This is a genomic window from Lachnospiraceae bacterium JLR.KK002, assembly GCA_036941025.1.
Classification (GTDB): domain Bacteria; phylum Bacillota; class Clostridia; order Lachnospirales; family Lachnospiraceae; genus Petralouisia.
On the sequence record JAYMNP010000001.1, the window covers coordinates 1,191,670 to 1,210,230 of the forward strand.

Annotated in this window: 19 protein-coding genes; all 19 read right to left on the reverse strand. The window is 45.8% G+C overall.

The features are described 5' to 3' along the window. Positions 1-104: 104 nt before the first annotated feature. Positions 105-1,301 carry a ribonuclease E/G gene (locus tag VSQ32_05795; protein MEH2942381.1) on the reverse strand — a complete coding sequence of 399 codons (1,197 nt, stop codon included), beginning with the start codon at positions 1,299-1,301 and terminating at the stop codon, positions 105-107. Beyond that, complete coding sequence (locus VSQ32_05800; protein ID MEH2942382.1) at positions 1,270-2,145, reverse strand: TIGR03936 family radical SAM-associated protein; 876 nt, start codon at positions 2,143-2,145, stop codon at positions 1,270-1,272. The genes VSQ32_05795 and VSQ32_05800 overlap by 32 nt, the downstream gene beginning before the upstream one ends. Next, a complete protein-coding gene (locus VSQ32_05805) occupies positions 2,129-3,991 on the reverse strand; it encodes a TIGR03960 family B12-binding radical SAM protein (GenBank protein MEH2942383.1) in 1,863 nt (620 codons plus the stop codon). Before VSQ32_05805 ends, VSQ32_05800 begins: the two co-directional genes overlap by 17 nt. A gap of 55 nt (positions 3,992-4,046) precedes the next feature. Further along, complete coding sequence (locus VSQ32_05810; GenBank protein MEH2942384.1) at positions 4,047-4,367, reverse strand: DUF3368 domain-containing protein; 321 nt, start codon at positions 4,365-4,367, stop codon at positions 4,047-4,049. 167 nt (positions 4,368-4,534) lie between these two features. Beyond that, complete coding sequence (locus VSQ32_05815) at positions 4,535-4,762, reverse strand: UPF0175 family protein (GenBank protein ID MEH2942385.1); 228 nt, start codon at positions 4,760-4,762, stop codon at positions 4,535-4,537. 341 nt (positions 4,763-5,103) lie between these two features. Beyond that, entirely contained in the window at positions 5,104-5,436 is a 333-nt protein-coding gene (locus VSQ32_05820) for a hypothetical protein (protein ID MEH2942386.1), read from the reverse strand. Positions 5,437-5,500: 64 nt separating this feature from the next. Further along, positions 5,501-6,316 carry a DUF6179 domain-containing protein gene (locus tag VSQ32_05825; protein ID MEH2942387.1) on the reverse strand — a complete coding sequence of 272 codons (816 nt, stop codon included), beginning with the start codon at positions 6,314-6,316 and terminating at the stop codon, positions 5,501-5,503. A 57-nt stretch (positions 6,317-6,373) separates the two neighbouring features. Beyond that, positions 6,374-6,925 (reverse strand): DUF6323 family protein, encoded by a 552-nt coding sequence (locus VSQ32_05830; GenBank protein ID MEH2942388.1) that lies wholly within the window; start codon positions 6,923-6,925, stop codon positions 6,374-6,376. 365 nt (positions 6,926-7,290) lie between these two features. Then, entirely contained in the window at positions 7,291-8,571 is a 1,281-nt protein-coding gene (gene hisIE / locus VSQ32_05835) for a bifunctional phosphoribosyl-AMP cyclohydrolase/phosphoribosyl-ATP diphosphatase HisIE (protein ID MEH2942389.1), read from the reverse strand. An 8-nt stretch (positions 8,572-8,579) separates the two neighbouring features. After that, positions 8,580-9,173, reverse strand: coding sequence for an imidazoleglycerol-phosphate dehydratase HisB (gene hisB / locus VSQ32_05840; GenBank protein ID MEH2942390.1), 594 nt, complete (start codon positions 9,171-9,173; stop codon positions 8,580-8,582). Between the two features lie 39 nt (positions 9,174-9,212). Continuing rightward, a complete protein-coding gene (gene hisD, locus VSQ32_05845; GenBank protein ID MEH2942391.1) occupies positions 9,213-10,505 on the reverse strand; it encodes a histidinol dehydrogenase in 1,293 nt (430 codons plus the stop codon). 134 nt (positions 10,506-10,639) lie between these two features. Further along, on the reverse strand, positions 10,640-11,293 hold the full coding sequence (gene hisG / locus VSQ32_05850; GenBank protein ID MEH2942392.1) for an ATP phosphoribosyltransferase: 654 nt from the start codon (positions 11,291-11,293) through the stop codon (positions 10,640-10,642). A 68-nt stretch (positions 11,294-11,361) separates the two neighbouring features. Next, entirely contained in the window at positions 11,362-12,549 is a 1,188-nt protein-coding gene (gene hisZ, locus VSQ32_05855) for an ATP phosphoribosyltransferase regulatory subunit (protein MEH2942393.1), read from the reverse strand. A gap of 119 nt (positions 12,550-12,668) precedes the next feature. Then, entirely contained in the window at positions 12,669-13,202 is a 534-nt protein-coding gene (locus VSQ32_05860) for a Holliday junction resolvase RecU (GenBank protein ID MEH2942394.1), read from the reverse strand. A gap of 14 nt (positions 13,203-13,216) precedes the next feature. Further along, entirely contained in the window at positions 13,217-14,176 is a 960-nt protein-coding gene (locus VSQ32_05865; GenBank protein MEH2942395.1) for an RluA family pseudouridine synthase, read from the reverse strand. Then, positions 14,173-16,179 (reverse strand): YgiQ family radical SAM protein, encoded by a 2,007-nt coding sequence (locus tag VSQ32_05870; GenBank protein MEH2942396.1) that lies wholly within the window; start codon positions 16,177-16,179, stop codon positions 14,173-14,175. Before VSQ32_05870 ends, VSQ32_05865 begins: the two co-directional genes overlap by 4 nt. A 9-nt stretch (positions 16,180-16,188) precedes the next feature. After that, entirely contained in the window at positions 16,189-16,884 is a 696-nt protein-coding gene (locus VSQ32_05875) for an HAD family phosphatase (protein MEH2942397.1), read from the reverse strand. Positions 16,885-16,897: 13 nt separating this feature from the next. Further along, complete coding sequence (locus VSQ32_05880; protein ID MEH2942398.1) at positions 16,898-17,776, reverse strand: DegV family protein; 879 nt, start codon at positions 17,774-17,776, stop codon at positions 16,898-16,900. Then, positions 17,751-18,536, reverse strand: coding sequence for a pseudouridine synthase (locus VSQ32_05885; GenBank protein MEH2942399.1), 786 nt, complete (start codon positions 18,534-18,536; stop codon positions 17,751-17,753). The genes VSQ32_05880 and VSQ32_05885 overlap by 26 nt, the downstream gene beginning before the upstream one ends. Positions 18,537-18,561 lie beyond the last annotated feature (25 nt).

The window sequence follows — 18,561 nt, forward strand, 5'->3', positions numbered from 1 at the left end:
CACCTCCTATTATCATTACTCGCCAGTTATGGTGCTGCAACTGCAGTCTTTCAAACCTCACTGTGCGGCATACTCATAGAGAATAGCATAAAAATGCTGACAAGTCAATGGTTTTTTACCTGTTCTGCCAGAGATTTTCTGACTTTTTTCCGTGTCACTTCCACAAGGTTCAGTTTTGTCCGGTCCACTACCTGAACCGGGACAGAATCTGTGCGGACTGCGCTGCGCAATGTCTGCATCAGAAGTTCCTGGGCCTCTGCGGACTTCATGTCAATAAAATCTATAATAATGATACCGGAAAGATTGCGGAGCCTGAGCTGACGCGCCAGCTCCCAGGCAGCCTCCAGATTAATCTTAAGGTAATGTTCCTGCGCCTGTTTTCCGGAAATGCTTTTGCCTGAATTTACATCCACTACCGTTAAAGCCTCCGTGGGCTGTATAATTAAATAGCCTCCGGATTTCAGCCATACCTTTTCCTGAAGGGCTTCCTGCAGCCGGATGTCCAGATGGTAAAGTTTGTTCAGGCTTAACAGGCTGTCTTCATAAAAAGTAAGTTTCTGTTTTTCTTCCGGTTGGGCATGTTCAAAATAAGAGCTGATTTTTTCTGAAAGTTCCCGGTCGTCGGTAATTACTGTTTCCAGCTGTGAGCGGTTCAGGCCCTGAAGGACATGGAGATATTCCGGCGTACTCTCTTTCAGGCAGGAAAAAACGGTGCGGCAGGGAGCGGTCTTCTTAAGATATATAAACTCTTCCTTTAATTTCTCATACTCATTTAAAATCTCCTGTCTGGAAGCAAATGCTGCATTTGTGCGGACAATTATTCCAAAATCACTGTTTTTCTCAAAAGTTAAATCCTGCCTTAATTCTTCCCGCTTTTCTTCGTCCAGTTTTCTGGAAATACCCAGAGTGATATTCTCACTGGTCAGAACAAGATAATTTCCTGTGAGGTTCAGGTTGGTGGTGACTCTGGGAGGTTTGGATTTGCTGCTTTCCTGAGATACCTGTACCACAAGTTCGTCTCCCTGTACCAGCCTGGGGCTGTTAATCTTTTTCACATACAGAGGATGTTTCAGTTCTTCCAGAGGATAGTAACAGGATGTGCCCGGAGCAATCTCAATAAAGGCGGCGTTCAGGTTTTTTACGATATTTTTTACCCGGCCCACATAAATATTTCCCAGAATGCTCTGCTGCCCGTCAGGTTCCAGATGAAGTTCCAGTATTTTTTTTCCCTGATAAAGTGCAGTTGCAATATAAGTTCTGTTATTCCACTTAAGCCTGGTCACCAGCAATGTCGTTCCCATAAATAATGTCCTCACCTAATTCTCCCAGTGCGAAAAATTCCGGAAATGTTTTCTTTTTTTCTGTCCAGGATTGCTTTAACTGTTTCAGGTATTTTTCGTATAATTTCCGCTCCTGCTCTCCTTTTACAGGAATTTCTTCCGATTTTGCATAAACTTCAAGACGATGTATCTGAATGTCCCAGGGCTCATAATCCTGATTGCAGAATCTGCTGAAGGCTTCCAGTACAAGTTCCGGCTTAATATTGTCGCTGCTTCCGGTACATACCCTTAAGAAGATTCCATGATTTCCGGCAGGAGTCTCTTTCAGATTCGGGTATTCTTCCTGGAGGTTTACCATCTTCATCTCATAGATTAAGGGCTTTAAGTTTAACTCCATCCGGCTTTTTTTGGTCTGTTTGGTAATCAGAATTTCCGGCTGGCCCTCATAAAAATCATGAATCTGCTGCCTGAGACGTTCCGGTGAGGAAAAAAGTCCTTTCTGTTCCTCTCCGGCATACAGGAGATAATCGGCGGCTGCCACCAGAGACATGGCGGTCTTGGCTGTATCCGGCAGCTTTTTGTATTCCAGAACAGAGATTCCTTCCACCATAACACGGTTTAAGTCTTCCAGGGATTCCTGGCTGGATTTGGAAGATTTTACTTCGATATCAAAGTATTCTCCGTCGCTGGTGACGCCCACGCCCAGGGGCGCTGCAAAGGACATAATCTGATGGGGGCTGTAGCCTTCGGAATAGGAAATGTCAATCCCCGCCCGCCGGATGGCTTTCTGGAAATAGCGCATCATATCCAGATGTCCCACAAATTTCATTACCCCGTATTTCTGAAATTTAATTCTGATGTTCAATGCAGACACCTCCTTTCCACACAGCGGCGCCGCAGCCATTGCACTGCTGTCTGCAGTTTGGCGTCACTTCTCCCTTTTGCGCCCGTTCCCATTCTCTTTTCAAAAATTCTTTTGAAACGCCGCAATCAATAAAATCCCAAGGCAGGATTTCGCCGGTGCTTCTGGTACGCAGATTGTAAAAATCAATGGAAATCCCGCATTCCTCAAAAGCCTCCATCCATTTTTGGTTATCAAAAAATTCGCTCCAGGCGTCGAATATGCAGCCTTTTTCATATGCCCTGACCAGAACCTGTCCCACTCTCCGGTCCCCTCTGGCAAAAACGCCTTCCAGAACCGTAACGTCAGCTTCATGCCAGTTGTACTTTAAACTCTTCCGGTTTAACTGTTCTTTCACTTCTTCATTGACTGTTCCGGCACAGGCCAGATAATCTTCCTGTTTCAGCATGGGCGCCCACTGAAATGGCGTAAAGGGTTTAGGCACGAAAAAGGAAGTGCTGATGGTAATCTGGCATTTTCCGTTGCGCCGGTCTTTGGGAATTTCATAATATCTGCGGGCAATTTTGTCTGCAAGCCGGGGGATTTCCTTTCGGTCTTCCTCTGTTTCCGTGGGCAGCCCCAGCATAAAATACAGCTTGACTTTCTGCCAGCCCCCTGCAAAGGCAAGGCCTGCGCCTTCCAGAATCACTTCTTCGGTGAGGCCTTTGTTTATTACATTTCTCAGTCTTTGAGAGCCTGCTTCCGGTGCAAAGGTCAGGCTGCTTTTCCGGATATCCTGAACTTTACTCATAACATCCAGAGAAAATGCGTCAATGCGCAGGGAAGGAAGGGAAATGTTGACGCCCTGTTCTTTGGCGTCCATCAGGTAATTTATCAGTTCAGGGAGATGGCTGTAATCACTGGAACTTAACGAACTTAAAGAGATTTCTTCATGTCCGGTGTTTTCCAGCATTTCACGGGCCCATTCCTTTAACATGTTCACGTCACGTTCTCTGGTGGGCCGGTAAATCATGCCTGCCTGGCAGAACCGGCAGCCCCGGATACATCCCCGCTGAATTTCCAGCACCACCCGGTCCTGGGTTGCTTTTATAAAAGGAACCAGGGGGTTACGGGGATAATGGGTATGGCTGATATCCATCTGGATTTCTTTTTTTACCGTGGCCGGCACATCTTCATATTTTGGATGAAAAGCCGCAATGGTTCCGTCCTCCCCATATTCCACCTGGTAAAGGGAAGGAACATAGATGCCCGGCAGATGGCTGGCGGCACGTAAAAATTCCCTGCGGTCTGCGCCCTGGGATTTCATGGATTTGTATAAATCAAACAAATCGTCGTATCGTGTTTCTCCCTCTCCGATGTAAAACAGGTCAAAGAACTCGGCCAGGGGTTCCGGATTGTACGTGCAGGGGCCGCCGCCGATGACAATGGGATGTTCCCCCGTGCGGCTTTCGGCCGAAAAAGGGATATTGCTTAAGTCCAGAATTTGAAGAATATTAGTATAACACATTTCGTACTGTATGGTGATACCAAGGAAATCCATATCTTTCACCGGAGACTGGGTTTCCAGTGTAAACAGGGGAATCTGCTGCTCTTTCATAATGCTGTGCAGGTCGCTCCAGGGGGAATAGACCCGTTCGCAGTATACATCCTCCCGTTTGTTGAACATATCATATAAAATCTGGATGCCCAGATGGGACATGCCGATTTCGTATACATCCGGAAAACACATGGCAAACCGGATGGCCACGGTTTCCGGATTTTTTCTGACCATATTGACTTCGTTGCCGATGTATCGGGCAGGTTTGTCAATATTCAGGAGTATTTCATCGCTCAGTGCTAATTGTTTCATATTTTTCATTCCTTTTCAGAGTATGTTGCTCAGACCATTATAACAATCCTAATCATTATGTAATATATTTCCTCAATTTCTGATACAGCTTCTCACTGATCCGTATTCCATTTTCCTTCAGCCGCTCAATACATTTTTCCACATCTTCCTTTGTCAGCATCCCTTCATCAAATGCCTGTGTCAGAATTCCAATCGTGCCGGTAGTTGTTATGCCCATTTTCCTGGCAACCTGCCTGCCTTTATGCTCGTCCATCAACAATACATCTGAATGCTTTTCATCTGCCAGAATAATTGCTTCACTTTCTCCGGTATCTAATCCGGTAAAATTTCGCAAAATGGTAACGGATTTCTCATTGTTCACTTTCTCTACATACAAAAATTCACACTCCTGTATCATTTTTATTTCTTTACAAAATGCTTTATTATCTGTCAATTCCAGATATACTGTCTCAGGAATATAAACAACACGAAACAGTTTTTACAACAATTCTAATTTTCCAGCTTTCATCAGAGAAATAATCGGTGTTGTATCTGAAACAACAATCATACGGTCGTACCTCTTAATTTTTTTAATACTGCCAAATTTTCTTCAAATTCTTCTTCCGTTTCATCAAAATATGGCAGACCTAATTTGCCATACAATGCAATTAAGTCAATCTTATGAAGCCCAAGCATTTCTGCTGCCTTTCCATGAGACATGACACCATTTCTGATATAAGGGCAGACCAGCATTGCATTTCTTGTTATTTGTGCCTCTTTATCTTCCGGCACTGTATACGGTACAATTCTTCTGGTACATCAATTTCTACCTTTATCATTGTCCTAGCAATCATCTCCTTATTTTTACAAGTATGTTTTTATTCATATTATATACTTTTTACCTTATCCTTACAACAAAAAAGTCAATACAACAAAAAAGTCAATAATTGAAACCCTTAAGAAATTCCCAAAAACCGAGAGAGATTATTTCCCTCCCGGTTTAATTATAAGCAATGTAATCCAATGCCATATCCATGTTATGCAGTTCATTCTCCACCTCGATTTGTGTAACAGTATGGTAAAAAACTTTCTTTATATACATCTGTTTCCACATAAACTGTGCATATTATCTGTTACTTCTGTTTACTGCCTGCCTCCATACTGATATGAAACACTTCTTCCAGTTCTTCCACTGGCAGGGGATTCCATTCCAGCTGTTCCCAGACGTCCTGGGTCTTATACTGCTGAAAAGTAATCTGCTTCTGGTCGCAGTACACAAAGGCGGCAAAAATCAGAACGGCTATCATGGTCCGCAGGCCAAGGCTGGAAAAATGGATTTCCTCCTGCGGGTTTTCTCTCGCTGCACCGCCCTTTCTCCGGTCCGGTACTTCCCGATAAAAAGATTCCCGAATCCGGTCTACATAATCTCTCCGCTCTGTAACAGTTTCTTCCATTGATTTTATCATGGCTTCTCCTGAAAAATTCTTTGTTACAGTTTAGTAGAAAAGCATTGGAAAAATACATGTTTTTTCAGAATTGTCCGTTTTTTATCCGCACTGCTACGTCTTTCACATGGCTTTTCAGATATGCCGTAATATCTGAATCCCTCTGCCAGTATGTCTCTGCAAATTTTACCGTAAGTTCTGCCAGATGTATTTCCAGTTCATCGTAAGTCAGAGGCTCGCACCATTTTATAATCTGCTGTCGCTCTGATTCCGTAAAGCCTGCGGTTTCCAGAGGTTTTTTCAGCATAATATGAACCATCAGGTTTAAAAAGACAGCGTTTCCCAGATTTTCCACACTGTTTTCGTAATCGCCCAGGGAATGTTCCAGCACCTGCCTGATATAGGACGCATCCATTGTCTGCAAAAAGCGCTGTTCCTGATAAATGATTTTTATGTATTCATATACCGTGTCAACACCGGAATATGCACTGAGATCCGCGGGAACGGGATAATCCAGGGTAATGATGGTGTCCATGGGAGCAAATTTCATATCATACCACTTGAAAAATTCCGGGATTCCTTTTAAAATGGTATCTTTAAGGCAGATATTTCCGTACGTCCTGAAAAATGGCGTGAGAGAATTGCAGAGTTTCCGGAGCTCCTGCGCTTTTTCCTGTACAAGATGGAAACCCTGCCTGTAAGCCTCTTCGGCCAAAATGTTTTCCGGCAGGAGGGTTTCTGTTCCGGTGTTTTCGTATTCCCGGATACAGTACAGCACAGCTTCCATGAGCTGTTCGGCTCTTTCATAAGTGACAGATGTACTCTCAAATCCGGTGTACTGCCCCGCCAGTTTTGCCACAACCGGAATCAGTTCTTCCATTTTAAAATTTAATCTGCACATAATGCTCCTCCATTCTTTGTTAAAATAGATAAATTTAAAACAGGATTTTATAAAATGTCAGGAAAGAAGTTCATATAGAGTATACAGATACACTTCTCTGTCCCATCGCTGTACTTCATCAAACTGTTCATATTCTGCATATCCGTCACTTCCCTCATATCCGCGGTAACCCGCCCGGATGGCCTGGGCAAAGATATTCAGACAGGTGCCTTCCAGGTATTCCGGATCTCCGGAACAGACAGTCTCAAACTGTTCTTTCATAAAATGGAGCAACTCCGTGTCAGTAATCTCGTCCAGCATTTCATTCTTGTAGTGATAAAAGATTTCCTGAAGTCGAATGATGGTTTCGGTATAATTATCCATTGTAATATAATCAGAGTCACAGAATTCATAAATAATCTTTGGGAGAATGCTCTCAGAAAATTCCACGCGCTTCTGCTCTTTCAGGGTCTGCTTCTGCTCCGCAACCAGCAGTTCCACATCTTCCGGCGTCAGTGTAAGACCGAATTTTTCCGTATACCGGTTGGTTTCCAGTACGTTGGATATCTGTATTTTTCTGCCTGCTTCCATGAAATACTCTGACATAGTCCCTTTACTGTTTTTATCCATGGCAGTTCCTCCTTTTCAGATGACGGGTAAATCGTAACGTGATATAATGTAACATGTATATGTTGTTATTTCAAGTCTGGAAAAAACGTATTTTTATGGTATAATATGCCTTGAGGAAGAGACCTGAAGGCAGGGAAAGGATGGTGGCAAAATGAATGAAAAAGAGATTATTGATATTTCAATCAGGAGGAGCTGGAAGTATGAATAAAAAAAGGTCGTTACAAAATGCTACAAGCAGCATTTTGTAACGACCTTCTTCCTGTTCAATTTTTTAAAAAATCGCTGAATTCCTTCAATTATTCCTCATGGATATTAATTCCGACATACATCCCTCACAGGTTTACATAAAACATTTATGTAAACTTCTAACGCTGGTTCAGTTCTTCCACAATATCTTCCCAGGTTACTTCTTTTTCCACCATCAATACCATCATGTGGTACAGCAAATCTGAAATTTCGTATTTGATTTCTTCTTTTTCCGGATTCTTGGCGGCAATTACAATTTCCGTAGCTTCCTCTCCTATTTTCTTCAGAATTTTGTCAATTCCTTTATCAAACAGATAGTTGGTATAGGAGCCTTCTTTGGGATGGATTTTACGGTCCTGAATTACATCATAGACATCTTCAAAAATTCTCAGGGGATTTTTGGTGGTAAATTCTTTTTTCACAAGTTCCTGGAAAAAGCAGGTTGCATTGCCCGTATGGCAGGCTGCCCCTACCTGAGATACTTTTGCCAGAAGGGTGTCTTTGTCACAGTCAATGGTCAGAGACTTGACATACTGATAATGACCGGAAGTTTCTCCTTTCATCCAGAGTTTCTGCCTGCTTCTGCTGTAGTAGGTCATCTTGCCAAGGGACAGGGTGGTTTTGAAAGATTCCTCGTTCATGTAAGCCATCATCAGCACTTCCGCTGTCCGGTAATCCTGGACGATAACCGGAAGGAGGCCGTCGCTGTTCAGCTTAAATTCCGACCATTCCATGGAGGATTCAAATTTCTTGGTCTCAATCCCTTCGGCTGCCAGAGTCTGTTTCAGTTCTGTGATATAAGTGTCGGGATTGCTGACATAGCCACCGCCGATTCCGGTTACGCAGTCTTTTTTCAGGATTTCCACCCAGTGTTCTTTGTCATAGCCCTCCACAAGTACGCTGAAAGGAAGGTTCGTAATATTTTCCAGAGATTCTATAATGGTTTCATTCAGTACAACCAGTTTGTGTACATGTTCTTCCACTTCTTTTTTGTGCTTGAACATTAAATCCACGTTTTCCATGGAAATCAGCAGCTTTTCCCGTCCGAACCGATGAGAGGCTTCTTCTGCAAGCTGAATGGTCTCATGTCTGGAGCTGTCTAAAATAGTTCCTCTGCAGCCGGCATAAAGTAATTTCTTAATATCTTCCAGTCTGGTAATGGTTCCGGCTCCGTAGATGGGGATTTCCACCAGCCGGCTCAGTTCTTTAATGGTATGGAGGTTGGTATCATGTTCCTCATCTGTCTCTGACAAATCAAAAATGTAAAGTTTGTCCACACCGCTGTCGTTGTATATTCTGGCCAGTTTTTTCCAGTCTCCGGCACTTTCCGGATTATTTTTCCCTTTGACTGCCATGCCGTTTTTCAGGTACATGGTGGCAATCAGGTTCTTATGTTCCATATTTTCACCTATAAACTACCTTTCGTTGACATAATATCTTTAATTCTTGGGTCTCTTAAAGTGGCTTCATCCAGCGCCCTTCCAAAGGATTTAAACAGCCCTTCAATCATATGATGGTTGTTGGAGCCGTTTAAGAGCTTCATGTGCAGGTTCATGCCTGCGCTGTAGGAAATGGCATAAAAGAATTCCCGGACCATTTCTGTTTCCATGTAGCCTACCCGTTCAGCGGTAAATTCCCCTTCAAAAGAAAAATAAGGTCTTCCGCTTAAGTCTATGGCGCAGAGCACCAGCGTTTCGTCCATGGGCAGGATACAGCTTCCGTAGCGTCTGATTCCCCTTTTATCCCTCAGTGCAATCCGTATGGCGTTTCCCAGCACAATCCCCGTATCTTCAATGGTATGGTGGGTATCCACAATCAGATCTCCGGTAACCTGAACCTTAAGGTCAAAAAAACCATGACGGGCAAATCCGTCCAGCATGTGGTCAAAAAAACCGATTCCTGTATTCAGCTGAGTAGTTCCGCTGCCATCCAGGTTCAGGGTCAGGCTGATATCTGTCTCTTTTGTTTTCCGGTGCTGTCTGGCAGTTCTGTCTCCTGGCATAGCGTTCTCCTTCCTGCATTCATCCAAAACGGACTTATTTTAATCCTCAAACCTTACTTTAATCGAATTTGCGTGAGCCGTCAACTGTTCAGATGTGGCAAATTGTACAATATCCTGGTAAACCGGCTCCAGAGCTTCTCTGGAACAGGAAATAATGCTGGATTTTTTGATAAAATCATCTACTCCCAGAGGGGAGAAAAATTTTGCCGTACCGTTGGTGGGCAGTACATGATTAGGCCCGGCAAAATAATCTCCCAGAGGTTCGCTGGCGTAGTCTCCCAGGAAAATAGCTCCGGCATTTTTAATTTTCATCATGGTTTCAAATGGGCTTGCTGTTAAAATCTCAAGATGTTCGGAAGCAATTTCATTGGCAGTTTCCACAGCTTCTTCCATGGTATCCGCAACCAGGATATAACCGTAGTTTTCCAGAGATTTTTCGATAATCTCTTTTCTGGAAAGGGCGGCGGTAAAACAATCCACTTCACGGGAAACCTGCTCTGCCAGGGCCTGGCTGGTGGTAATCAGGATGGCGCTGGCCAGTTCATCGTGCTCTGCCTGGGATAACAAATCGGCGGCCACATACCGGGGATTGGCTGTTTCATCTGCCAGAATCAGAATTTCGCTGGGGCCGGCGATGGAATCAATGCTTACATGGCCGAATACTGCTTTTTTGGCCAGGGCCACATAAATATTGCCGGGGCCTGTAATTTTATCCACTTTCGGTATGGATTCCGTTCCGAAAGCGAGAGCCGCAACAGCCTGGGCTCCTCCTGCTTTGTAAATTTCATCTGCTCCTGCCAGATCAGCGGCGGCCAGTGTGGCGGGATTGACTTTTCCGTCCCGGTTACAGGGAGTTACCATCACAATTTTTTCCACACCTGCAACCTTTGCCGGAATGATATTCATAAGAACGGAAGATGGATAGGCGGCCTTTCCCCCAGGCACATATACGCCCACACGGGAAAGGGCTGTTACTTTCTGGCCCAGCAGCACGCCGTCGGGCCGGCTGTCGAACCAGCTGTACTGCTTCTGTTTTTCGTGATAGGCCCGAATGTTTTCCAGTGATTTTTTCATCACGTCCAGAAGTTTTGCATCCGTAAGACGATATGCCTCCCGGATTTCTTCTTCCGTTACCCGGATATTTTCTTTATTGATTTCAGCTCCGTCAAACTGTTTCGTACAGGCGAACAATGCTTCATCCTTTTTCTCGCGCACTTCAGCAATAATGTTGTTGACGGTTGCTTCATACTGCTGGTAGTTGTTGGGACTTCTCTTTAATAAATCTTCCAGAAGATTCTCTTTTGTGTCCCTGGTTAATTTTAATATTCTCATAATATCCTCCCTGGATTCCTGCATATTCTAAACTTAAAGAAAAAGTCAATTCTGAATTATATAAAAATATATCCTGCAATTCAGAGAAAAATTAAAAGTGAATTTTACAGGCAGTTTTAAATCCTGAATTAATATTATAAAATCCCCTTTAAATCCTGAATTATTTTCGTAATTCTTTCATGTTCCATTTTCATACTGACCTGGTTCACCACCATTCTTGCAGAGAGGGGACATACTTCCTCCAGTACATGAAGGCCGTTTTCCCGCAGGGTGGAACCTGTCTCCACGATATCCACAATAACTTCGGACAGTCCTACAATGGGAGCCAGTTCAATGGAACCGTTCAGCTTGATAATTTCCACTGTCTGATGTTTCCGGTTATAAAAATAATTTTTGGCAATTCTGGGATATTTGGTGGCAACGCGAATCAGTTCATGGTGTTTCAGAAGTTCTTCTGCTTCTTTCGGGCCGCAGACGCACATCCGGCATTTTCCAAATCCCAAATCCAGCACTTCATAAATATTTCTGCCTTCTTCCAGAATGGTGTCCTTTCCCACAATCCCAATATCCGCTGCACCGTACTCCACATAGGTGGGCACGTCCGGCCCTTTGGCCAGGAAGAATTTCAGCTTCAGTTCTTCGTTGACAAAAATCAGTTTCCTGGTGTCTTTATCCTTCATTTCCTGGCAGGTGATGCCTGTTTTTTCAAAAGCGGCCAGTGCCTGCCTGGCCAGCCTGCCCTTTCCCAGTGCAAAGGTTAAATATCTCTGTTCCTCTCTGGTATCCATGTTTTATCCTTTCTTTTTACATTTCAGCTGACATTCAGCTGATACTCGGCTGATACGGTCTTACGGTATCAGCACAGAAACTGAACGTCCGTCATATTCATACGGTCCGCATAGGACTGGTAGTCTTCCCGTGCTTTTGTTTCCTGCCACCGTACCAGAGAAACCTGGCTGCCCTGGCTGCGCAGAGCGTTTGCCTGACGGATGGCTTCTTCCTGTCTGGATTCCTGGTATACCAGCAGAATTCCGTTATTACTGACGGGGATGTCCGTTTTCTGTCTGGATAATGCGGCCAGAAGCTGGTCTACGACTACTGCAAAACCGATGGCAGGTGCATCTTTCCCAAAATAAGTGAGCAATTTGTCATAACGCCCGCCTTTTACCACCGGTTCGCCGCTTCCAAAGGTGTAGCCGGAAAAAATAATTCCGGTATAATAATGATAGGTGCTCAGCATACCAGGCTCAATGGAAATGTATTTTTCCACACCGTAATATTTTAATACCTGAGTCAGTTCCTCCAGATGTTCCAGAGCGTGGAGAACATCCGGATAAGAAGCAGACAGTTTTTTTGCTCTCAGCAACAGTTCTTCGGACATGCAGATATTTCCCAGCATGGAAAATAATTCCCGCAAATCTCCGGACAGATGAAGGGAGTCCAGCAGTTCTTCCACACCGAAAAAGTTTTTATTGGATATGAGTTCCACCAGTTCCAGCTCCGTTTCCTCTTCCAGCCCTGCGGCTTTGGCCAGTCCCCGGAAAAAGTCCACATGGCCCACGCCAATCTGAAATTCCTGCAGGCCTGCTACTTTCAGGGCATTTACCACAAGGGCAAGAATTTCTCCGTCGGCAGCTACGGAATTGTCTCCGATTAATTCTGCCCCTGACTGGGTAATTTCTTTCAGACGGCCCTGATAGCTGCTGTTGTTGATAAAAGTATTTCCCATGTAACAGAGCCGCACCGGAAATGCTTCATCTCCGTAATATTTTGCCGCACATCTTGCAATGGAAGGGGTAATATCCGGGCGGAGCACCAGTGTATTGCCTTCCCGGTCAAAGAATTTATATAAGTCTCTGGAAGGTGTTGTTCCGATTTCCCGGCTGAAAATATCAAAAAATTCAAAGGTGGGCGTCTCTATGGTATGATACCCGTACTTTTTCAGCAGTTCATGGAGATTTTCTTGCAGCACCTGTTTTCGCGCGCATTCACTGCTGTAAATATCCCGGACTCCTTCCGGGGTATGTAATAATTTCTGTCTCATAGTCGTTCCTTTCATCCCTGTATGGAAAAGTGCCGTCTCTGAAAACTGCCGGACACTTTAGTATGCTACCATGCTACCTTACTAAAACAATGATATTATATAAGAAAATACGTTGTTTGTCAACTTCGTTTTTCCAGATCCTGCTGCATAAGCTCCAGATAGGGTACCAGAATTCCGCCTCCGGAGGAGAGGAAGAAATCGGGTTCCAGTTCCTCATACCGGAAACTTTTTCTTCCTCCTGCTTCTGCCCGATTCCAGAATTCCATGAGTTTTCTGTGGCGCAGGTAATAAAATTCATTTCTGTGGGAATAAAAAATCAGCAGAAAGGAAATTCCTTTCTGTTTCTCAAATGCTTCCATAAACCGAATCTGGTGGGGATGGATGTTCTGCAGGGGAAAGGTATCGGTATGACATTCCTTGGCGTCAAAACATACCGGAATTCCCTGTACCGCTCCGATATAGTCCACGGTACTTTTCTGGTCAAAATAGGCCAGAGTAATGTGCCTGCTGTCTTTGTCAATCCGGATGGGTGTGATGGGTGTGGGAACTTTCTGAATCAGTGCAAGCCCGTGTTCCGCATATTTTTCGTTGGTAAGATTGATAAATTCTTCCAGTGTGGAACCGCGCAGGCCTCTGGAGTTCCATGTAGCCATAATAGTATCCCCCTTTATCTGTGTTCTCTGAGATAGCGGAGTGTTTTCAGGAAAATACCGCTGACAGGTGCTTCCAGAACCGTTCCGTCCGCCAGTTTTATCAGAGAGGCATGGAGCAGCTGGGACTGGATGCCAAGTTCCCGGTATCCCCAGGCATTGATGATTTTGTCACCGTATTTGTGGTCTCCCAGAACGGGATATCCCAGGGCTGCCAGATGAGCCCGAATCTGATGAGAACGTCCGGTAATCAGGCGTACGCTCAGAAGGGTAAAATCTCCCTGCTGCCCGGCGGTGAAAGTTTCCACCGGCTTGCAGGCTGTGCGGATATATCTGCTGCCGGGAATTTCTGTTTCGGATACCGTTACCCGGTTTTGGGCTTCCTCTTTTGACAGCCATCCTTCCAGTGTCCGGGCTTCGGAAATCTTCCCTTTCACAAGGCAGAGATAATATTTCCGGGCAGAACGGTCCTGTAACTGTCCGCTCAGCTCCTGCAGGCCCTTCAGACTTTTTCCGGCAATCAGAAGGCCGGAGGTATTTCTGTCCAGACGGTTGCAGACAGAGGGACGGAAAGTTTTCAAATCTTCTTCTTTCAGTTCCTGTTTCCCCAGCAGGTAGCCGATGATATATTCGTTGGCGGAAACATCCGAATATTTTCCTTTCTGAGAAAGCATACCCGCCGGTTTGTTGATGACCAGAATATCTTCATCCTCATAAATAATGTTCAGAGAAATCCGGGGATAAGTTACGGAAGGAGTTTTTGAAAATTTTGCCAGGGTTTCCTCCGACAGAAATAATGTAACCGTATCGCCCAGGTTCAGTTTTTCGGAACCGTCTGCCTTTTTGCCGTTGAGGGTGATATTTTTCTTACGGAGCATTTTATAAATAAAACTGCCCGGCGCCTGGGACAGGAGTTTTTTCAGGTATTTATCCAGACGCTGGCCTTTTTCGTTATTTCCAATCTGAAATTCTTTCATGGTTTTTTCTCCTGTTTTTTTCTCTTGTGAATATTGCGGATGGTTCCTGTTCTGCCTGACGTTCTGTTTCCGGATTTGCGCTGTTTGCCGGAACGTTGTTCCGGAATATTATGCTGCCTGCCGGAACGTTGTTCCGGAATATTATGCTGCCTGCCGGAACATTGTTCCGGAATATTATGCTGTTTGCCGGAATGTTGTTCTGAAAATTTCCGGGGCCTGATAAGACAGTACCGCTCAAACCCAATCAAATCCTGACGCCCGGTTTTCAGAAGGGCTTCCCGGACCAGATCATAATTTTTCGCATCCCGATACTGTATCAGCGCCCGCTGCATGGCTTTTTCATGGGGATTTCTTGCCACATACACCGGTTCCATGGTACGGGGATCCAGCCCTGTGTAGTACATGCAGGTGGAAATGGTGGAAGGCGTGGGGTAGAAATCCTGCACCTGTTCAGGCATATATCCCAGTTCCCGCAGGAATTCCGCCAGTTCTACCGCTTCCTGTAAGGTGGAGCCGGGATGAGAGGACATGAGATAAGGCACCAGGTACTGCTCTTTGTGCAGCTTCCGGTTCATATTCTCGTACTCCCGGACGAATCTGCGGTACACAGATGATTCCGGCTTGCCCATATACTGCAATACCTGGTCAGAAATATGTTCCGGCGCCACTTTCAGCTGTCCGCTTACATGATACTGACACAGTTCTCTCAGAAATGTATGGTCGGAATCTGCCAGCAGATAATCAAATCGAATGCCGGACCGGATAAATACTTTTTTGACACCCGGAAGATTCCGGAGTTTTCGAAGCAGGTCAAGATAATCCCTGTGGTCAGCCTTCAGATTTCTGCAGGGTTCCGGAAACAGACATTGTCTGTCGGTGCAGACGCCTTTTGTAAGCTGCTTTTCACAGGCGGGAAAACGGAAATTGGCGGTAGGGCCGCCCACGTCATGAATATATCCTTTAAAATCCCGGTCCTTTATCAGAAGTTCCGCCTCTCTGAGCAGGGATTCGTGGCTTCTGGACTGAATGATCCGTCCCTGATGGAAGGTCAGGGCACAGAAATTGCAGCCGCCAAAACAGCCCCGGTTGCTGGTAAGGCTGAATTTTATTTCGGAAATTGCAGGTACGCCTCCCGCTTTTTCATAAGAGGGATGGTATGTGCGCATATAAGGCAATGCGTATACGTCGTCCATCTCCTGCCGGCTCAGAGGATGGGCCGGGGGATTCTGCACCACATATACCTGATTGAGATATTCTTCCGCCAGCCGCCTGCCGGAATATGGGTCCGTATTGGTGTACTGCCGGTAAAAGCTCCTGGCATAAACCTTTTTATCCTGTGCTGTTTTTTCAAATTCCGGCAGGAATATGGCGCCATAGATATCTTCTTTTTTTCTGGTTTTATATACGGTGCCTTCCACAAAGGTAATCTGTTCCGCAGGCAGGCCGCTGTCCAGCGCTTCTGCCAGAGCCAGTATGCTGCGCTCTCCCATGCCGTACATCAGAATATCCGCGCCGCTGTCCAGAAGGATGGAACGTCTGATTTTATTGCTCCAGTAATCGTAATGGGCCAGTCTCCGCAGGCTGGCTTCCACGCCGCCGATTAAAATGGGCGTTTTTTTATAAGTCTGGCGTATCAGGTTGCCATATACAATTGTTGCATAGTCCGGCCGCTTTCCCATGATTCCTCCAGGGGTAAAAGCGTCATGATCCCGGCGGCGTCCGGATACACTGTAATGATTTACCATGGAATCCATATTTCCTCCGCTGACCAGGAAAGCCAGTCTGGGTTCCCCGTAAATGGCAATGCTGTCTTTCTTTTTCCAGTCCGGCTGGGAAATGATACCCACTGTATATCCGTGGGCTTCCAGCAGGCGGCTGATAATGGCATGTCCAAACGAGGGGTGATCCACATAGGCGTCCCCGATGACATACACAAAATCAAACTGTGTAATTCCCCGTTTTTGCATATCTTCTCTGCAAATGGGCAGAAAATCCCGTTCCATACTGTCTCCTTATATATTCAGTGCGGGTTCTAAAATACCCGGTTCCATCTCCTGGGACGGAGAAAAGACTTCATAGTAAGTATTGATATAGTAATCTGCCAGATTCTGTTTTTCCTGTCTCTGAGCAGAGGAAAATTCATCTTCTACGGCGCATACCCGCATTCCTGCATTTTTTCCTGCCAGAATTCCCATGGGCACGTCTTCAAATACCAGACAGTGTTCCGGCTTTGTCCCAAGACGTCCCGCTGCCTCCAGGTATACATCCGGCGCCGGCTTTCCACGTTTCACCTCACAGGCTGTGACAATTTCCTGAATATAACCGTCAAAGCGGAGGGCCTGTGCCACTGCGTCCACCAGTTCTCTGGAATTGCTGGTGGCAATACCTGTGGAAATTCCCTGCTGTTTGCAGTATTTCAGAAATTCTTCCGCACCGGGTTTGAAATTTACTTCATATGTATATTTCCGAATAGCCATCCGGTTCCAGATTTCTTTCAGTTCTTCTACGCTTTCGGAAAGATGGAACAGTTCTCTGGTATAGACTGCGGTTTCCGTAAAACTCATACCTTCAATATCATGCTGGTAGGTTTCCGGCAGGGTAAGACCCCGCTGTTCTAAAAATTCCACGTCTATGTCATGCCACAGCCACATGGAGTCCACCAGAGTTCCGTCCAGGTCAAAGATGACCGACCGTATATTTTTTAACATAGTGCTGTTCTCCTTAAAGTCTTTTGGGCCGGCAGGAACATCCGATGCCAAGGCCTCCCTGCCCGATATGGCAGGAGACGCCCATGGAAAGATTGTCACATAATACTTCCATGCCCGGAAAGGCCTCACGGATTTCCCGCAGCCATTCTTCCGTGGCTTCCTGGGAAGCGCTGGAGGCAGCCAGCAGATATACTTCTCCCTTTTCCTGCCACTCCCGGAAGGTGGTTTCCAGGTCGTGGTGCATGGCTTCAATCATGGCTTTTCTGGCTCTGGCTGTCCCATGGCATTTCTTAAAGGTATCCAGGGTGCCCACATCAAATTTCAGTACCGGTTTGATATTCAGTACAGTGCCCAGGGCTGCTGTGGCCGGGGATATTCTTCCGCCCCGCTTTAAGTGTTCCAGCGTCTCCACACCCACGTAGATGACCATTTTGTCTCTGGATGCTTCCAGAATCTCTTTAATTTCCGGAGCAGTATAGCCTTCCTCAATCAGTTCCAGCGCATCCAGAACGGAGCGGTGCAGGGCTGTGGATACCCTTCCGTTGTCCACCACAAAGATTTTGCCATTATAAGGTTCTTCCTGTGCCAGTCCCAGAGCTGCCCCGCAGGAGCCGCTCAGCCCGCTGCTGATGGGAATGTACAGAATCTGTTCACAGGTTTCCATCCCTTTATCCCATAATTTCATAACCTCCGCCGGAGAAGGCTGGGAAGTGGAAACCTCGCTGCCGGAGTCCAGTTTCTGGAAAAATGCTTCTCTGGACAGGTTCACATCTTCATAGTAGCATATATCGTCAAAATAAAAGGGCATGGGCAGCACCAGAATATCAAGTTCCGCCGCCTCTTTTTGTGTAATTCCGCTGTGACTGTCAGTTATTACGCCAATTTTTTTCATAGCTTCCTCCTGTATCCGGAGCCTCCGTTTTGGATGGCCCTCTGTATTCCGTTATCTTCTGCAACTCTTCCTGAGTCAGCGGCCGGTAATCCCCCGGCTGCAGGGAGCCGTCCAGCTCCAGGCTGCCCATGGAAATCCGCTTTAAATACAGCACTTTTTTGCCCACTGCCTCAAACATCCGTTTTACCTGATGGAATTTTCCTTCTGTAATGGTCAGGGTAATCCGGGAAATTTCCGGCTGGTTTTCAGGCAGAAGTTTCAGTTCTGCCGGCCGGGTGGGCCTGGCTTCTCCGATATCAATCCCCTGGGAGAACTGTTTCACATCTTCTTCTGTCACCCTGCCCGAAACTTCGGCATAATAGGTCTTTGGCACATGTTTTCCGGGAGCCAGAAGATTGTGAGCCAGCGTACCGTCATTGGTAATCAGCATAAGACCTTCCGTGTCCAAATCCAGCCTGCCCACGGGAAACAGTCCTTTTTTGCGGTTTTCCGGAAAATATTCAAGAACTGTTCTGTGCACATTGTCTTTCACTGCACTGACGCAGCCCTGGGGTTTATAAAACAGAAAGTATTCGTATCTGGTATAAGGGATATCATGCCCCTGAAAGGACACCGTGTCCGTATCCGGGATTATCTTCTGTTCCGGTCCTGCCGGAAGCATTCCGTTTACCAGAACCTGCTTTTTGCGTATGTACTGTTTTACCTGGCTGCGGGTGCCGATTCCCATGTCCGCAAGATATTTGTCCAGTCTGATCTGCATGGCACATCCTTTCTGTTTCTCCGGT